Origin of the sequence: Neobacillus sp. OS1-2 (genome assembly GCF_030915505.1) — a bacterium.
GTDB lineage: Bacteria > Bacillota > Bacilli > Bacillales > Cytobacillaceae > Neobacillus.
In genome coordinates, this window is the sequence record NZ_CP133265.1 from 1,303,498 (window position 1) to 1,320,528 (window position 17,031).

Below are 17,031 nucleotides of genomic sequence, written 5' to 3' on the forward strand. Positions count from 1 at the left end.
CGTTTATGAAAAAAAGCTCCATCTCATTTAATCGAGATGGAGCTTTTCTTTATGCGGGTGATTCACTCGGCTGCTTTGCCTTTTGAAGCTCCTCCCTAATCAGGATTCCGCCCATTAACCCCATGAGTGAGAACACAACGGGAATAATGAAACCGTAGTGGTATCCGATGCTTGAAGATGGAGGAAACTGGTCTAACACCTTGCCAAAAATAATCGGCAGGAGGACAGCACTCAAGAAGCCGCCCATATTAGCAAAGCCCGAAACGACACCCACTTCTTTCATATCAAAGGACTTCCGCACAACGGCAAACGTTAACGCACTTCCGCCATTTCCGAAACCCATAATTAAAAATATAAGCACAAGCATAAGGTAAGGCGGTTTCCCACTGAAAAGGAGAATCCCTATCCAGCTAAAAACCGCAAATAAATGAACAAGCAAATAGGGACGTTTAATCGTATCCAAACGGCTTGAAATCCAGCTCATGAGCGGTGCACCAATAATAGCGCCAAAAAGACCAATCATGATGAGCTGACTCGCATCTGATCGTGACATTCCATACACATGCATCCCGTAAGGAACGGCCCATGAACCGATAAAGCCCACATAGGTACCGACCAAGCCGAAGTGACAGAAGAATGCTGCCCATGCTTGTCGGCTCGTAAAAATCCGCTGTAAGATGACCATCGTTTTTTCCTGTGTCTTCTTTGGCTTCCCCTTTAAGGCAGAATCCGAAAATAGCTGCTTAGGTTTTCTCACAAGCACATAGTATAAAAGAATGCCTATTAAAACTAACACGATCCCTGTGGTTAAAAAGGGGGCCCTCCAGCCAAAATGCGCGATCCAAGCCGAAAAAGGAACAGTCGCCAGCAGGAAACCCAAACTCCCGGCCACGCCCGCAAACCCTAGGAGGCCCACAAATTCCCTTACTTTAAACCACTGACTCAAAATAATAACCAAGTTAACCCAAATTGCGGCATCCCCTGTTCCCACCAGAAATCGGGCTACGAGGAGTACAAATTCATTTGGAGCCAGGCTATAAATGAGCGTCCCCAGCCCATTTAGCAGCGCCCCAGCAATTAAAAAGAAATTGGGGCCAAAACGGTCGGATAAAATCCCGATCGGAACCTGCAAACCCGCATAGGCCAAAAATTGTATACTTGTCAGTAAACCGATGGTGGAGGCCGTCAAGCTGAACTCCCCCATCAATTGATCTGAAATTAACCCTGGCGCTGTTCTTTGGCTCACAATTAAGAAATACGCAAACAAAACCGTGCCAAAAACAACCCATCTGTACTTGCTATTTTGTTTTTCCACTATTCTCTACTCCCGTTAGCTGTCATCATTTTTCTATTATAACCTAATTTTTTTCAGATAGATTTTGATTTGCCTCGGAAGCTACGGGATGGCTTATTCCAATAAAATTCAGACGGCATATATGATATATTTCACATACATTTCATTTCTGATAATTTAAAATATTAGGAAATAAGAAATCAGGTGAAATAATGGAATTGGTGAAAGATGTAACATTGTTTGATTCATTAAAATTACATGGGGTGGATTTGGTCTTTGGCTGTGTCGACCTTAACCAAAAGGTAGGGGTACAAGGTGAACCTTCCTCAGAGCATTCAAAAGTCCAATATGTTCAATTAATGCATGAGCAAGCTGCGGTCCATGCCGCAGACGGGTATGCCCGGGCCACAGGAAAGCCGGGAGTGGTTTTGCTCACCACTGCATCAGGGGTAACGAATGGAATCACCGGAATCGCCACGGCCTTTAGTGACTCCGTGCCGCTGGTCGTTATTGCCGGGGCGTTTTTGATGGACCCTCTTCATGCCGAAGCATTTCAAGAATTATCTATTCAAGGGATCACCATGCCGATTACAAAACACTCTTTTTCAACCAACAGCATGTATGGCCTCTCTAAAGTTCTCCCAGAAGCCTTACGGATTGCGGCAGACGGCAGACCCGGTCCAGTCGTCATTGAATTCAGTGCGAATTCCAGCTTCTCGACAAGTGAAGGCGGAGAACGAGGGAATCGGACTGCAAATCACCGAATAGCCGTGAATAATAAGCGTCTTGAAAAGTCGCTTATGCTTGCTAAAGAGTATATCGAAACAGCAGAGATGCCAGTTGTCTTCATTGGCGGCGGCGTTATTTCCTCTGGTGCGGCATTTGTGTTAAATGAACTGGTCGAACAGTCGCGCATCCCTGTTGTCAGTTCCTTGATGGGGATTGGTGCAATGGATGCGAAGAATCCACTGTTCCTCGGGATGCTGGGGATGCATGGGACATTTGCTGCTAATAAAGCTGTCCATCATTGCGATTTGTTAATTTGTATTGGGGCCCGTTTTAGTGATCGAGTAACAGGAAAAATCAGCGGATTCTCACCAAAGTCGAAAAAGATTCATGTGGATGTTGACTCGGCTGAAATCAATAAGATCATTCCTGTCGACTTGCCAATTGTCAGCGATGCGAAGGAATTTCTCAGCGGACTGAAGGATCAGTTGGATTTCCCGCGAATTAGGGAGAATTCTGGGCCTTGGACAGCTGAGGTCATTGAATGGAAACGGACGGTCCCGCGCTTTGACAAATCGCGAAGTATTTTAAGTCCACAAACTGTCATCCAATTGCTCAATAGCTATTCGGATAAGGACACCATTGTGGTAACAGATGTTGGCCAGCATCAAATCTGGACCGCCCATCATTATGCGTTTACGAAACCAAGAACCCTTCTCACTTCCGGTGGCTTGGGGACAATGGGCTACGGACTGCCTGCTGCTATCGGTGCCGCCGCATCTTGCTCGGGTAAATCAGTCATTTGCGTTTCAGGAGACGGCAGCTTTCAAATGAACCTGCAGGAATTAATGACGGCCGTGAAGTATCAATTTCCTATTAAAATTGTCATCTTAAATAACGGTTATCTGGGGATGGTCCGCCAATGGCAGGAGCTATTTTATAACGGCCGCTATTCTTCCGTTAAAATGTCCTCGCCGAATTTCGCTCGGTTAGCCGAGGCATACGGGGTCGCAGGATATAGGGCTGGGTCCGAGAAGGAGGCTAAGAAGGTTATTGCGGCAGCATTTCGTTACAACGGGCCTGCACTGATCGAATTCGACGTCGTCGAAGAAGAAAACGTCTACCCCATCGTCCCGCCCAACCACAGCAACCATCAAATCATTTTGTCACGGTAATAAAGGTGCCTGACATCCCAATGGTGTCAGGCACCCTAAAAACGGCCCCTATCGTTAAGATAAGGGCCGCTTCCATGTATTAGACCTGTATTAATTTTATCTTCTGACCTGGCTGGAGCTGCGAAAGTAATGGTAGATCAGCTTCCACGACTCTTCCGACTACATTAACACGTTCATCTGCTGCCAAGTCATGAAGGGTGATTTGTACCTCGCCACGGTAGCGCCCATAACGGTCATTATCCCTCGTAACCGTCCCAACAGGCCGAGCGCAAGTATTCGCCGGCGCAATTGCCTCAACACTTCTCGTATCCATCAACCGGAGAACATCACGTGAAAAATCAGGTCGAAGACGAAACTCCCCTTCTTCAAACCCCTCCACTCGAATCGTAACCCGGCGACATGAGTCGAATTCGATTAATCTTTCAAGCAAGTCAATGCTTACTTCCGGATCCCCGATATACACATCCTCAACACCCGCTGCGAATAGCTCCAGCGCCGCCAAATAAGGATCCGCATAACGATGGCCCTCCAAGGTTGGCAGTCCTTCAAACAGTGGACCGCGTTTCTCCCCATCACCAGGAATATAAGCACTAACCGGTATGCCATACCGCCCAAACAGTTCATTTTGCGCATAAAAAAACGATTCCGCTAAACCCGTTTCCTGACGAGGATAGAAATTATGCCAGGCGAGCAGCTGACTTGCCGCCAAACCGCCATCAAGCAAGGCACGCACATCATCCTCAAACAAAATGCTGGCATTCAAGGCAAGCTTGAACTCTTTAGCCAAAGCCAAAATCGTTTCATTCTCAAAAAAGTCATCCAAGCGCAATCCGCTGACCCCTAAGGCACGTAGCTCAATTAGACTAGTTAATCCCAAATGGGCAGGTGTCCGCAGCGATACATCCGCATACACTTCTATTCCAGCCTCTTTAGCCGCCAGCAGCAGTTGTTTCGCGCGGCCCGCTAAATCACCGGATTCCTCCGGAATGTGAAGCGAGGTAAACGCCTGCTTCACACCCAATTTCCCTGCCAGAGCAATTCGCTCTATAGCTTTAGGATCATTTAAATAGAAGGAAATGCCAATCACTCAAACTCACCGGCCATCTCATCTTTGAAACCGAATAAATAAGTAAACAAGAATCCTGCAACATAAGCAATCAATACCCCTGCTAAATAAAGAAGAACCTGACCACCTACAACAAGGAAAGCAAGTGGTAAACCAGAGACCCCAACAGCGATTGTCGCTACATGGAAGACAGCTTGGAAAGCTCCACCGACCCCTGCTCCTAAACATGCCGTTAAGAATGGACGGCCTAGTGGCAATGTAACACCAAAGATTAGCGGTTCACCGATTCCAAGAATTCCGGCAGGAAGACCACCGCCAATGGCTCTCTTTAAACTCTTTTTCTTCGTTTTAAAGTAGATCGCAAACGCAGCTCCGACCTGTGCAGCACCACCCATTGCCAGGATTGGTAATAATGGGTCATCCCCAAGTGTATTAATTAACTCAAGATGGATCGGGGTTAAGCCTTGGTGTAAACCGGTCACCACGAGCGGCAGGAAGGTTGCCCCGAGGACGAAACCTGCTACCACACCACCAACATCAAGTAATGATGTTAATCCTTTTGTAATCACATCTGAAACGAACCCACCAAGCGGCATAAAGACAAGATACGTAACAATACCAGTAACCAATAAAGCAACCGTTGGTGTGATAAATAAATCTAAAGATTGCGGGACAACTTTACGAACTCGTTTTTCAACAATTGCAATAAAAATAGCAGCAAATAGAACACCAATTAAGCCGCCTCGTCCAGGAAGCAATTCCGACCCGAACAATTTGATCCCTGCTACAGCGGGGTTAATGATTAAGATACCGGCAATCGCCCCAAGTGCCGGAGAACCGCCGAATTCTTTGGCTGCATTCGTACCAACTAAAATGCCGAGGTAGCCAAATAATCCACCGCCGATGACAGATAAAATGGTAGCCAGTTGGGAATCCCCTGCGAGCCATCCAGCCTGAATGATGGCTTTGGTAATCCCCGTAATTAATCCAGATGCCACGAGGGCCGGGATTAATGGAATGAAAATACTCGATATTTTTCGTAAAAACAACTTAAATGGTGTGGCATTTTTTTTGTTAATTTCAGCCTTCGTGCTTGCGGCCTTGGCTTTTAAATCAATCCCGCCGGCTGCATCTAGTAATTTACCAAACTCTTCTGTTACTCTATTTACTTTTCCAGGACCAAGAATGATTTGTAATGTCTCTTCCTCTACAAACCCAAGTACCCCATCAATTTTTTTAATAGCCGCCTTATTAACTTTCGACTCATCATTTGGTGTCACACGAAGTCTTGTCATACAATGGGTATAATTGCCGACATTCCCCGCTCCGCCTAATTGTTCAAGAATCTTTTCGGCTAATTGTTTATTCTCTCCAGCCATCTAATTTCCCCTTCTCTCTGTTGTATTTATTATTTGAAAAAGTAAGAACGGAATGGTGTCCGCATCACCCCCTGAAATGTTCATCCCGACAAAAACGGGAAGTAAGACCCCACGGATTAAAGTTCCTCTTATTTTCCCTCTTTGATAAACCGAATCGCTTCTCTCGTTTTGTCGATCGAGTGAATCGTTTTTTCATACTGGACGGTTGCCATCGACAAAAATAAAATATCGATTAAATATAACTGCGCGAGCCGCGATGAGGTGGCGGCACTACGGAACGGCGCCTCCCCGGAATAGGCGGTAAACAGCTTAATATCAGCAAGCGACGAGACGGTTGATATGCCGTATTTCGTTAAACTAATCGTCTTTACGCCCCGTTCTTTTGCCAGTTGCATCACCTTCGCAACCTCAGCCGTTTCCCCGGAATGCGAGATGGCAAACACGACATCATCCTGATTAGCATTGGCAATTAATGTCGCCACCAGATGTGTATCTGTAAAAGCGGTTGCATTTTTATGAATGCGAAGGAATTTTTGCTGCGCATCCTTCGCGATAATATTTGAGGCGCCAATGCCAAAAAAATGAACATTTTGCGCAGGCAGCATGGTGTGAACAGCTCGTTCCAACTCATCATAATTAATCATTTCCTCTGAATCACGGATGCTTTGGATACTATTGCTGGTTGTCTTCTGAACAATGGAGAAAAAGGATTCTTCTGGTTCAATATCCCGATACCCATGCTCGACAGGCTTCACTAAATCCCCGGCAATTCTCACCTTTAAGTCTTGAAACCCAGTCAAGCCAAGGGACTTACAGAGCCTAATAACAGCTGCACCACTCGTGTTTGCTTGGTTCCCAATGTCATTGACTGTACTGTTTAAAATACTTTGCGGATGTTCAAGAATAAACTCCGCAATTTTTCGTTCAGAAGCCGGAAGCTGTTCCAGCATGTTCTGAATCATCTTTAACACACCAGCTGCCACACAAAACCCACCTTTTCAGCTACTTCATTTTTCAACCTTGGATTGCGATTTTTACATATCCATTTGCATCTGCTAAAAGCTTTTCAGCTTCTTGTTTCGTTGTTTCCGTCTTGATCATGACAATAGCTGTTTTGACTTGCAGGTCTGCTTTTTCTAGTGTCTCCAATGCCATTTCATACGAAACCCCGGTGATTTTACGGATGATGCCAATCGCCCGTTCCTTCAATTTTTGATTACTCACATGAACATCCACCATCAAATTTTCATAGGCTTTTCCTAAAAGAATCATCGCGGAGGTGGATATCATATTCAAAATCATTTTATGAGCTGACCCTGATTTCAAACGCGTTGAACCGGTTAGAACCTCGGGGCCGACGATCACCTCGATGGCTTGATCCGCTTCCTTACTAATCGCTGCATTCTTATTACAGGAAAGAGCGACTGTTTTCGCGCCGATGCTTCGGGCATAGCGGAGGGCACCAATCACATATGGCGTCCGGCCGCTGGCAGCGATACCAATCACGGTATCATATTTTGTCAGCTCCAAGGCTTTCAAATCGCTGACGCCAAGCTCCGGATCATCCTCTGCTCCTTCAACTGCCTTGATGAAGGCCCCTTCACCCCCGGCCATGATTCCTTGCACCATTCCAGGGTCCGTACTGAAGGTTGGCGGACATTCGACAGCATCAAGTATCCCTAAGCGTCCGCTCGTACCTGCCCCTAAATAGAGGAGGCGACCGCCGTTTTGAAAGGATCTGAATACAAATTGAACGGCTGTCTCTATTTCCGGTAAAACATCCTTAACAGCTAATGCGACTAATTGATCTTGCTCGTTCATAATGCGTAAAATATCCGTTGCATTTGCTGTATCTATTTGCATGGAATCTGCATTTCTTGATTCCGTTGTTAGTAATTCGAGATTTTCTTCCATTGGTTTGATGTCCTCCAGTTTGTCTTTTCTATGCTGTAAGCGATTACTGTGTTTTTATTATATTCCCTTTGAAATAATAATTCAATATTTTTATCAAAAAACTGAAATACTATTTTAAAAAAATTAGTTTACAAAAGGTAAATTCCAAACGAACAGGCATTAATCAAGTAAATATCGACGGATCGCCTGCGCCACTCCCGCTTCGTTATTATTCCCTGTCACCTGATTCGCCACTTGTTTCACTTTTTCCGGTGCGTTTCCCATCGCTATTCCCAGTCCTGCCATGGAAAGCATCAGCGCATCATTATAATTATCGCCAATGGCTGCCGTTTGCGAGATTGGGATCCCTAGATTTTCAGTGAGCTTCGCTAATGTTGCTGCTTTTGTCACTCCACTTGGGGAAATCTCTAAATTGAGGAAATTGAAACTGCTGCTGATTTCCATGTCCTCCACCTGTTCGGAGATTCTTTTAGAAAAATCAGCCAGTCGTTCCCCATCATCAAATACAGCTATTTTCGTAATCTTGGGTTGATTTTCTTTCATATATTGATAAAAATGATCAATGACCTTGATTTGGCATTTATTCCGGAAGCCTTCACAATCTTCAAACCGACCACCCGTTTTTTCAAGGGTAGGAATATTGTTTTCAATCCAGTTCTCGTTCCACTTATTTACCATTGGAACAAGCAATGTATCTCCTTCATAAAAATGGGCGTAAATCCCTTCTTCCTCACATAATTCCCAGAAATGGTGAAGCGGATCGGGCTGAAACACAGCCTGCTCTTGTATTTCGCCATTCTCATCAAGCAGGATCGCTCCATTGTAGGCAATGATCGGATTTCCTTTTAGGCCAATGGTATTGGCAATCCATTTCGTAGAAAGCGGAGATCGGCCGCTGCAAATCACCACTTTCCCACCTCGTCTGCGGTACTCATGAATTGCAGCGATGGTTTCCGCATCAATCTCTTTATGCTCGTTTAACAGTGTTCCATCCAAATCAGTAGCTAATAGGGAATATTTCAATTGTATTGCTCCTTTTGAATTAATATTTTATAAATATTATACATTTATTGAAATAATATTTCAAAATGATGCATAGAGCAGGATTAATTCGTAAGAACAGAAATGGGGGAAACAGAATGCTGGGCCTGTCTGCTAAAATGCGCGCTGTTCCTATTGTGGATTTATTGATGGAAGCTGTTATAATCGACTAATTTATGAAGGGGCAATCTTATTAGAGGCAGTCCTTTTTTCCTTACTGCCTTTTCTTTCTATTAATCTAGTCTGCAGTTTTCAAAAAAATACAATAATTTTTTCACAGAGGGTGACAGACTCCCAAAATAGGATTAAAATCATCAATAAAGAAACGAAAACTCGTAATTGGAGGCCGCTAAAATGCAGCTTAGCAAAGAAGAAATTGAAATCTTGAAAATTATCGAAGAGAATCACAAACTACCAATAGAGTCGATTGCCTTAATGGCGATGTGCAGTGAGGATGCAGTCAGCGCAGCCATTCAGAAATTAGAGCAAGCGAAGATTATTATGAGTTACCCAACCCTAATCGATTGGAGCAAGGTCGAGGGGCAAGAAGGCGTTATCGCGATGATTGATGTCAAGGTTACCCCGAAGCGCGGCGTTGGTTTCAACGAAGTGGCCGAGAGAATCTCTCGTTTTCCCGAAGTGTCATCACTTTATCTCATGTCAGGTGCCTATGATTTATCGATCACCATCGAAGGAAAAACAATGAATCAAATTGCGCAGTTTGTTTCGGAAAAATTATCAACGATTGAAAATGTGGTTTCTACCACCACCCATTTCATGCTCAAAAAATACAAGCATGATGGTGTTAATTTTAACAGTGGCAATGAGGATAAAGACCGTAGGATGGTGGTTTCACCATGAAACATGGCTATGAGCACTATCTTTCGCAAACAGCCAAAGAACTGCAGCCCTCTGGGATTCGGAAATTTTTCGATTTAGCTGCCAGCATGGACGACGTGATTTCCCTTGGTGTCGGTGAACCGGACTTCGTCACACCCTGGAGCATTCGCGAGGCGACCATTTTATCGTTGGAGCAGGGCTTTACCTCCTATACGGCCAACGCCGGATTGCTGGAATTACGGGAAGAAATCACTTACTATTTAAAAAATAGATTTGGGGTTCAGTATAACCCGAGTAATCAAATTACTGTGACAATCGGCGCAAGCCAGGCGATTGATCTTGCCTTCCGCGCCATTCTAAATCAAGGCGATGAGGTCCTAATTGTTGAACCCGCCTTCGTTTCCTATGCCCCGTTAGTAGCGATTGCCGGCGGGACTCCCGTTGCTGTGTCAACGTCACCCGCGAACGGTTTTAACGTAACACCGGAACAAATCGAAGCGGCGATTACCGAAAAGACTAAAGCGATTTTACTTTGTTCGCCAAACAATCCAACCGGCAGTATGCTAACGAAGAATGAATTGATTGAAATTGCCGCGGTTATCAAAAAACATGATTTACTAGTCGTGTCCGATGAAATATATGCAGAGCTGTCCTATGACGAGGATTTTTGCAGCGTTGCCGCCATTGATGGCATGTATGAACGGACGATTCTAATTAATGGTTTTTCCAAAGGATTTGCGATGACAGGCTGGCGGCTGGGTTTCTTAGCTGCACCAACGGAATTTGTAGAGGTCATGCTGAAAATCTATCAATATACGACAATGTGTGCGCCGAATATGCTGCAGCGCGGTGCGATCGAGGCGCTGCGCAATACGTATCCTGAAGTAGAATCGATGCGAAACAGCTATCGCCGTAGAAGGAACTATGTGGTCCAGACCCTCAATCAAATGGGATTAGACTGTCATGTTCCAGGAGGTGCCTTTTATGTTTTTCCATCCATTCGTGCTACAGGCCTGAGCTCAGAGCAATTTGCCGAGGAACTATTGATGAAGGAAAAAGTCGCCGTCGTCCCCGGCCATGTATTTGGCGAAAGCGGTGAAGGATATATCCGCTGTTCCTACGCTACCTCAATGGCCCAACTGCAAGAGGCGCTAAAACGAATGCAGCGTTTCATTGAATCGAAGGGTGTTCTTGCTGAACACCAGTCTGAAAAAGTGAAAACTCATTAAGAACAAAAGGCGCAAGCGCCTTGATCAGCCCCGACAAGCATAAGACAAGCCGGCAGGAAGGTTGCTTTTTAACCTTCATGACGGATTGGCTTATGACCTCGAGGGGCTAGGCGCTGGAGCCGGATTCAGACAACTAATTCAAAGTTATCCACATGTTGACTTTTTATAATTTCCTAAACAAAAATAAATCCCCAGGTGAATATCGCTCACCTGGGGATTCTTTTCTTTTTGAAATTTCCTTCTATCCTTTTGTTTCCATCCATGAGGACAGTTGGACTTGGAAGTTCCGTAAGTCTGTCCTCATGAACCCTTCATGCGGACAGTTTCCTCCGGAAAATCCACAACTCCGTCCTTATGAACCCGTTATGTGGACAGTGTCATCTGGGAATTCCATATTACCGTCCTCATGGAGGAACTTAACCCTCATACCCATTCGGATTATTCTTTTGCCAATTCCAAGAATCGCGGCACATCTCTTCAATTCCCCGTGACGCGGCCCAGCCAAGTTCATTTTTCGCCTTAACTGGATCCGCATAGCAGACCGCCACATCTCCTGGTCTTCGATCGACAATCTTATAAGGAATCTTCACTTCTGCCGCCTTTTCAAAAGCTGCAACGATCTCTAATACACTATACCCCGTACCTGTGCCTAGGTTGTACGCTTCCACACCGTTAGCGGACATGACCTTCTCAAGCGCTTTTAAATGCCCCAGCGCCAGGTCCACGACATGAATATAATCCCGTACGCCTGAACCATCAATCGTTGGGTAGTCACTGCCAAACACTTGTAGTTCCTGTAATTTTCCAACAGCCACCTGCGTAACAAACGGCATTAAATTATTCGGAATTCCGTTTGGATCCTCACCAATCCGACCGCTCTCATGCGCGCCGATAGGATTAAAATAACGAAGCAATGCAATGCTCCAGCCATGATCAGCAACATACAAATCGCGTAAAATTTCTTCGATCATCAGCTTTGTTCGACCATAAGGATTGGTTGCACTGAGTGGGAAATCCTCGGAGATTGGCATGCGGTCAGGCATCCCGTACACGGTCGCAGACGAACTAAAGACAAGGTTTTTCACATCATATTTTTTCATGACATCACAAAGAATCAATGTACCGGTGATATTATTGTGATAATAATGAAGCGGAATCGATACTGATTCTCCTACTGCTTTCAATCCGGCGAAATGAATCACAGCCTCGATTTGATTTTCGGCAAAAACATGCTCAAGCTCGTCTTGGTCAAGCAAGTCTACTTCATAAAATGGAAAATCCTTACCTGTAATCTCTTTTACCCGCTGTAACGATTCGGGTTTACTGTTTGAATAATTATCTAGAACGATGATTTCATGACCTGCATTTAATAGTTCAATACATGTGTGACTCCCGATATACCCGGCCCCGCCTGTAACTAATATAGACATACTATCGACCTCTCCTCCGCTTACATTTATGTACAGTGCATATTTTGAAAAAATTAATTCCATTGATTATTATACACCACTAACAACAACTGGTAAATTAGTGCTATTTTATGACTTTTCATTAAAATTTACCTGTTTTTTGCGCTTTATTGGATGGAAAAATTAAGACAATAAAGGTGCCATTCACGAGGAATTCGGCGTTCTTTAGCTCTTTTTTACATGAACTGGTGTAATCGCTTGACCGCCATTTAGTACGCTTACTAGATTATCCGCCGCCAACTGCGCCATTCTCATTCTCGTTTGGATACTTGCGCTGCCGATATGCGGCAAGGTAACTACATTCGGTAAGGTGAGCAATGGATGATCTACTGCAACCGGCTCCTGTTCAAACACATCAAGTCCGGCAGCCCAAATCTGCCCCTCTTTCAAGGCATGATACAAGGCATTCTCGTCGACAATTCCGCCTCTTGCCGTATTAATCAAGATGCCCGTTTGCTTCATCAAGGCCAACTCTTCTTTACCAATCAGGTGATGGACCTCGGGACTGTATGGAAGAAGCAAACAGACGAAATCAGCTTGCTGCAGCAAATCCTTTACCTCTCGATAGTGAATTCCCAGTTCCTGTTCTTCTTTTTCCAACTTTCTTGTCCGATTATGATAAAGCACGTTCATACTGAAGCCCTTAGCCCGCTTAACAAGGGCCTCGCCAATTCTGCCAAGGCCAATAATTCCAAGTGTGGCACCATACACATCTTGTCCCGTTTGTTGCATCAAAGACCAGGCACCCCATTCACCTTTCCGCAACATGTCAGACGATTCCACGACTCTCCGGGCGGCTGCCATTAACAAGGCAAAAGTTAAATCCGCCGTCGTTTCGGTTAAGACTCCGGGAGTGTTGGTTACGATAATATTTTTTCCGGCAGCGGCTTCAACATCGATATTGTTATAACCAACCGCTAGATTACAGATAACCTTTAGCTGCTGTGCCTTCGTGATGATTTCTTCGTCAATCAAATCCGTCAACAGACAGAGAAGTCCATCGACTCCTTCCATTTCTTTAAGCAAAACTTCCCTAGGAACAGGAATCGTCTCCTCTTCCCACATTTTCACATCAAAGTGGTTAGAAAGTCTTTCAATAATCTCCATAGGAAGCTTTCTAGTTATGTAAACGGTGTTTTTCAATAGATTCCCCACCTTCTAGGCTTTATCTGCGTTTTTTGACCCGGCCATTCTCCTTTCATCCTACCATAATTCTTACTGAAGATGAAAAATATGGGCATAGGTTGAGGGAGAATAGAAATGCAAGTATAATAAATGAATAGTGAAGAGTATAGAGACCTGTTACCAGGCATCATGATTGGGGGAAAACATGAAACAGGAAGGTTCAAAATCTATTGGGCTGCCGCTCACCATCTCGATTATTGCTATCTCTTTTTCGGCTATTTTTGTAAAATGGTCAGATGCACCGGCCTCCATTTTGAGTATGTACCGTATGTGGTTTGCGAGCATTCTAATGGTTCCAATCGTATGGAAGAATCGCCATGAATTCAGGAATATCGTCAAAAAGGATTGGTTCTTTTTGTTTTTTTCCGGCTTCTTTCTAGCACTGCATTTTGTCTTATGGTTCGGCTCGTTGAAGCTGACGACGGTAGCAAGTTCCACAATCATCCTTGCCTTGCAGCCGATTGTCTCACTAGTAGGGGGCTTTTTCCTTTTTAAAGAACGAACAACACTCTCAGCATTAATGACGATGGGCATTGCCATTATCGGGGCGATGATGATCGGCTGGGGGGATTTCGGTTTAAGCGGTGACGCCATCATGGGTGATTTACTGTCGTTCTTCAGCGTCATCTCAGTGGTTGGCTACTTATTTATCGGGCAAACCATCGTGAAAAAAGTATCGCACTGGCTTTACAGTTTTTGCGTCTTTTTCTCTGCGGCTATCATTCTTACCATCTATAACCTATCAACTGGGGTTGAACTTTTTGCCTATCCCGGCAAGGAATGGGGCATCTTCCTTTTACTTGCCAGCGTTCCAACCGTCAGCCATGTCATCAATAACTGGTTGTTAAACTATGTCAATGCGACAACCATCTCTATGAGTATTTTAGGTGAACCCGTCGGCTCGACGATCTTAGCCATGCTTTTATTACATGAACATCTCGTCACCTGGCAAATCGTTGGCGGCCTGCTTGTCCTGCTCGGTGTCTTTTTCTTTTTGAGCCAGCAGCGAAAGCCGATTCCGAAAGTGATGAAGGAAGAGACGTATATATAGAAATAAAAGGCACCTTTAGATTATGGATCTAAGGGTGCACATAACTTAATGGCAAACAGCAAAACCTTACTTACAATCAAACCGATACGTTGTTACTGAGGAATACTGCTGGCCTTTATCTAAAATGATGGATGGAAACTCGGGGTGATGAATGGCATCAGGTAAAGCCTGTGTCTCCAAACAAAGCCCCAGGTATTTTCTAGATGGAACACCCCAAAATTCACCTTCTGCTTTTAATGAATTTCCCGAATATACGACAACGGCCGGCTCGTCCGTTTCAATAGCTAATGTCCGCCCGCATTCAGGATCGCTTAAAACAATCTCCCTATCATGGTTTGTGTGTAAGAGAAATGGATGATCATACCCTTCCCCAACAAGTTTATTTTGCGGATGTAACGATGCTGCCCCGGTGTTGATAACCCTCTCACGTGTGAAATCAAATGGCGTATTTTCAACATCCACAAAGGTACCTGTTGGCAGTAATTCGTGATCCAGCTCTAGAAATTGATTACTTTTTATGGTTAACGTATGCTCTAAAATATCTCTTTTTCCATTACCGCTTAGGTTAAAATACGAGTGGTTCGTGACGGTTAACAAGGTTTTCTTATCTGCATGTGCTTCATACTGAATCGTTAATTCGTTATCATTGTTTAGCCTATAACTAACTTGTATATATAAATTCCCTGGGTATCCTTCTTCACCATCAGGGCTTAGATAGCTAAACTGGACCCCATCTTCCACGATTTCAGCATCCCAAACAACCTTGTCAAATCCTCTCACCCCCCCATGCAGATGGTTTTTATTCTCGTTCCGAGCAAGTGTGAACGGTGTCCCATCAAGTTCAAACGAACCGCCTTTGATTCTCCCAGCCACACGGCCGACAACGGCACCAAGAAAATAAGGGTCGTTAACATATTCATCAAGTGTATCATGTCCAAGAACGATATTTTCATAATTACCCTGTTGATCCGGAACCATCATTTTCGTGATAATACAGCCATAATTGATGGCCGTCACTTCTACACCATGATCATTTACCATTGTAAACGAATAGACAGGTTGGTGACCAAGCTGGCCAAAGCTATCTTGAATGACGCTCATTTTTCTCTTCCTTCCATCTACTAAAAAGGCAATTTACTTTCTGAATTCTTTTAACTGATCATTAAGAACCCTAGTTTGTGTATAAACCTGTTGATAAATAGTAAATAGTTTCCGGTAGGTTTCCACATTATCCTTAATAGGTTCATAGGTTTTCGAAGGGTGAATAAAGGTTTCTGCACATTCTTTAAGCGAGGCATACCAGCCGCATCCATATGCCGCTAGCATCGCTGCCCCCATTCCGGGACCTTGTTCACTTGTAAGCTTTTCAATTTTGGCATTAAAAATATCCGCCTGCATTTGCAGCCATGTTTCATTCTTTGCGCCGCCGCCAATGGAGACAATTGAATCAATCGTCTTTCCGCTATTCCGAAAGATTTCAATTGATTCATTTAAAGAGAAAGTAATCCCCTCAAGAGCTGCCCGGACAAAATGTTTCTGTTCATGTGCAGCATCAATCCCAATAAAGCTGCCGCGAATAGTGGAATCCGCATGCGGTGTTCTTTCACCGACAATATACGGGGTAAAGAGCAATCCGTTTGATCCGGCAGGCACTTCTTCGACATTGTTTAAAAACTGTTCAAAGTCCTCCTTCCCGGCAAATGTATCTTTAAACCAACTCAAGCTATACCCCGCAGCAAGGGTAACGCCCATGGTATAGTAGGCATTTTCTTCACCATGGTTAAAGTAATGAACCTTCCCTTCAAAATCAAGGTCATTTCTATCTTCATAAGATAGAACGACACCAGAGGTACCAATACTGCATAATGTTTTCCCTTCAGATAAAATCCCTGAACCGATCGCACCACAGGCATTATCCGCACCGCCGGCAAACACTTTAGTAGCTTCCGCCAAGCCTGTTGCATGGGCAAATTCAGGTGTGACTGTCCCAACACATGCGTGCGATTCCACTAATGGTGGACAGAATTCGGGTGAAAGACCGAATGCTTCTAACATCTCAGTGCTCCATTCACGATTTGCTACATTTAATAGAAGGGTTCCTGCGGCATCAGAGTAATCCATATGGATTTCACCGGTCATCCGAAAGCGCAAATAATCCTTTGGCAGCATAAATACGCTGGCACGATCGAAAATTTCCGGTTCATTTTCTTTTACCCAAAGAATCTTAGGCAGGGTGAAGCCTTCCAACGCAGGGTTCTTTGTCACCGCTAACAAACGATCTTTGCCCACAACCTGATAAATATCCTGGCATTGTTTCGTTGTCCTCGTATCATTCCAAAGAATAGCATTCCTCAACACTTGATGGTTGTCATCCAACAAGACTAGACCATGCATCTGTCCGGAAAAACTAATTCCCTCAATAGCGCTGACATCTCCGCCCCATTGCTGAATGAGTTCAGCTATGCCTTCGGACGTCTTGGCCACCCATTCCTCCGGGTTTTGCTCACTGTACCCGGATTTTTCAATAATTAAAGGATACGATTTCGAAACCTCATGGCATACTTCACCCGTTTGATTTACTAGTAGGATTTTGACAGCACTTGTACCAAGGTCAACACCAATTACGTACTTCATCTATATCATCCCTTTTTAAAAAAGTGCC

General features: G+C 44.4%; 14 protein-coding genes. 4 read left to right on the top strand and 10 right to left on the bottom strand.

What is annotated here, in order from left to right; all coding sequences use genetic code 11:
- Positions 1-49: 49 nt before the first annotated feature.
- Positions 50-1,315 (bottom strand): MFS transporter, encoded by a 1,266-nt coding sequence (locus RCG19_RS06500; protein WP_308110145.1) that lies wholly within the window; start codon positions 1,313-1,315, stop codon positions 50-52.
- 191 nt (positions 1,316-1,506) lie between these two features.
- Here RCG19_RS06500 and ilvB point away from each other — a divergent pair, with 191 nt between their 5' ends.
- Positions 1,507-3,195 carry a biosynthetic-type acetolactate synthase large subunit gene (ilvB, locus tag RCG19_RS06505; protein ID WP_308110146.1) on the top strand — a complete coding sequence of 563 codons (1,689 nt, stop codon included), beginning with the start codon at positions 1,507-1,509 and terminating at the stop codon, positions 3,193-3,195.
- Positions 3,196-3,274: 79 nt separating this feature from the next.
- Here ilvB and RCG19_RS06510 read toward each other — a convergent pair whose 3' ends face one another.
- From RCG19_RS06510 to RCG19_RS06530, 5 genes are all read right to left on the bottom strand, one after another.
- A complete protein-coding gene (locus RCG19_RS06510; RefSeq protein ID WP_308110147.1) occupies positions 3,275-4,282 on the bottom strand; it encodes a MupG family TIM beta-alpha barrel fold protein in 1,008 nt (335 codons plus the stop codon).
- Positions 4,279-5,640, bottom strand: coding sequence for a PTS transporter subunit EIIC (locus RCG19_RS06515; RefSeq protein ID WP_308110148.1), 1,362 nt, complete (start codon positions 5,638-5,640; stop codon positions 4,279-4,281). The genes RCG19_RS06510 and RCG19_RS06515 overlap by 4 nt, the downstream gene beginning before the upstream one ends.
- A gap of 128 nt (positions 5,641-5,768) precedes the next feature.
- Complete coding sequence (locus RCG19_RS06520) at positions 5,769-6,623, bottom strand: MurR/RpiR family transcriptional regulator (protein WP_308110150.1); 855 nt, start codon at positions 6,621-6,623, stop codon at positions 5,769-5,771.
- Between the two features lie 31 nt (positions 6,624-6,654).
- Positions 6,655-7,554 (bottom strand): N-acetylmuramic acid 6-phosphate etherase, encoded by a 900-nt coding sequence (murQ, locus tag RCG19_RS06525; RefSeq protein WP_308110151.1) that lies wholly within the window; start codon positions 7,552-7,554, stop codon positions 6,655-6,657.
- 159 nt (positions 7,555-7,713) lie between these two features.
- On the bottom strand, positions 7,714-8,577 hold the full coding sequence (locus RCG19_RS06530; protein WP_308110152.1) for a Cof-type HAD-IIB family hydrolase: 864 nt from the start codon (positions 8,575-8,577) through the stop codon (positions 7,714-7,716).
- A gap of 372 nt (positions 8,578-8,949) precedes the next feature.
- Here RCG19_RS06530 and RCG19_RS06535 point away from each other — a divergent pair, with 372 nt between their 5' ends.
- Positions 8,950-9,456, top strand: a complete 507-nt coding sequence (locus RCG19_RS06535) for an Lrp/AsnC family transcriptional regulator (protein WP_308110153.1) — start codon at positions 8,950-8,952, stop codon at positions 9,454-9,456.
- The gene (locus tag RCG19_RS06540) at positions 9,453-10,664 is read left to right on the top strand and encodes an aminotransferase (RefSeq protein ID WP_308110154.1); all 1,212 of its coding nucleotides are present in this window, start codon (positions 9,453-9,455) and stop codon (positions 10,662-10,664) included. The genes RCG19_RS06535 and RCG19_RS06540 overlap by 4 nt, the downstream gene beginning before the upstream one ends.
- A gap of 416 nt (positions 10,665-11,080) precedes the next feature.
- On the opposite strand, the gene galE is transcribed toward RCG19_RS06540, so the two are convergent.
- Complete coding sequence (gene galE, locus RCG19_RS06545; RefSeq protein ID WP_308110155.1) at positions 11,081-12,094, bottom strand: UDP-glucose 4-epimerase GalE; 1,014 nt, start codon at positions 12,092-12,094, stop codon at positions 11,081-11,083.
- Between the two features lie 204 nt (positions 12,095-12,298).
- Complete coding sequence (locus tag RCG19_RS06550) at positions 12,299-13,276, bottom strand: 2-hydroxyacid dehydrogenase (protein WP_308110156.1); 978 nt, start codon at positions 13,274-13,276, stop codon at positions 12,299-12,301.
- Positions 13,277-13,463: 187 nt separating this feature from the next.
- Here RCG19_RS06550 and RCG19_RS06555 point away from each other — a divergent pair, with 187 nt between their 5' ends.
- Entirely contained in the window at positions 13,464-14,369 is a 906-nt protein-coding gene (locus tag RCG19_RS06555; RefSeq protein WP_308110157.1) for a DMT family transporter, read from the top strand.
- A 66-nt stretch (positions 14,370-14,435) separates the two neighbouring features.
- Here the strand turns inward: RCG19_RS06555 and RCG19_RS06560 are convergent, their stop codons facing one another.
- Positions 14,436-15,470: an aldose epimerase family protein gene (locus tag RCG19_RS06560; RefSeq protein WP_308110158.1), complete on the bottom strand. Its 1,035-nt coding sequence runs from the start codon at positions 15,468-15,470 to the stop codon at positions 14,436-14,438.
- 33 nt (positions 15,471-15,503) lie between these two features.
- Positions 15,504-17,003: a xylulokinase gene (xylB, locus tag RCG19_RS06565; RefSeq protein ID WP_308110159.1), complete on the bottom strand. Its 1,500-nt coding sequence runs from the start codon at positions 17,001-17,003 to the stop codon at positions 15,504-15,506.
- Positions 17,004-17,031 lie beyond the last annotated feature (28 nt).

Bases quoted from the DNA above. Each gene is read 5' to 3' on its own strand.
- ilvB (WP_308110146.1), top strand. From the start codon at position 1,507: ATGGAATTGGTGAAAGATGTAACATTGTTTGATTCATTAAAATTACAT.
- RCG19_RS06515 (WP_308110148.1), bottom strand. From the start codon at position 5,640: ATGGCTGGAGAGAATAAACAATTAGCCGAAAAGATTCTTGAACAATTA.
- murQ (WP_308110151.1), bottom strand. From the start codon at position 7,554: ATGGAAGAAAATCTCGAATTACTAACAACGGAATCAAGAAATGCAGAT.
- RCG19_RS06535 (WP_308110153.1), top strand. From the start codon at position 8,950: ATGCAGCTTAGCAAAGAAGAAATTGAAATCTTGAAAATTATCGAAGAG.
- RCG19_RS06540 (WP_308110154.1), top strand. From the start codon at position 9,453: ATGAAACATGGCTATGAGCACTATCTTTCGCAAACAGCCAAAGAACTG.
- galE (WP_308110155.1), bottom strand. From the start codon at position 12,094: ATGTCTATATTAGTTACAGGCGGGGCCGGGTATATCGGGAGTCACACA.
- RCG19_RS06555 (WP_308110157.1), top strand. From the start codon at position 13,464: ATGAAACAGGAAGGTTCAAAATCTATTGGGCTGCCGCTCACCATCTCG.
- RCG19_RS06560 (WP_308110158.1), bottom strand. From the start codon at position 15,470: ATGAGCGTCATTCAAGATAGCTTTGGCCAGCTTGGTCACCAACCTGTC.
- xylB (WP_308110159.1), bottom strand. From the start codon at position 17,003: ATGAAGTACGTAATTGGTGTTGACCTTGGTACAAGTGCTGTCAAAATC.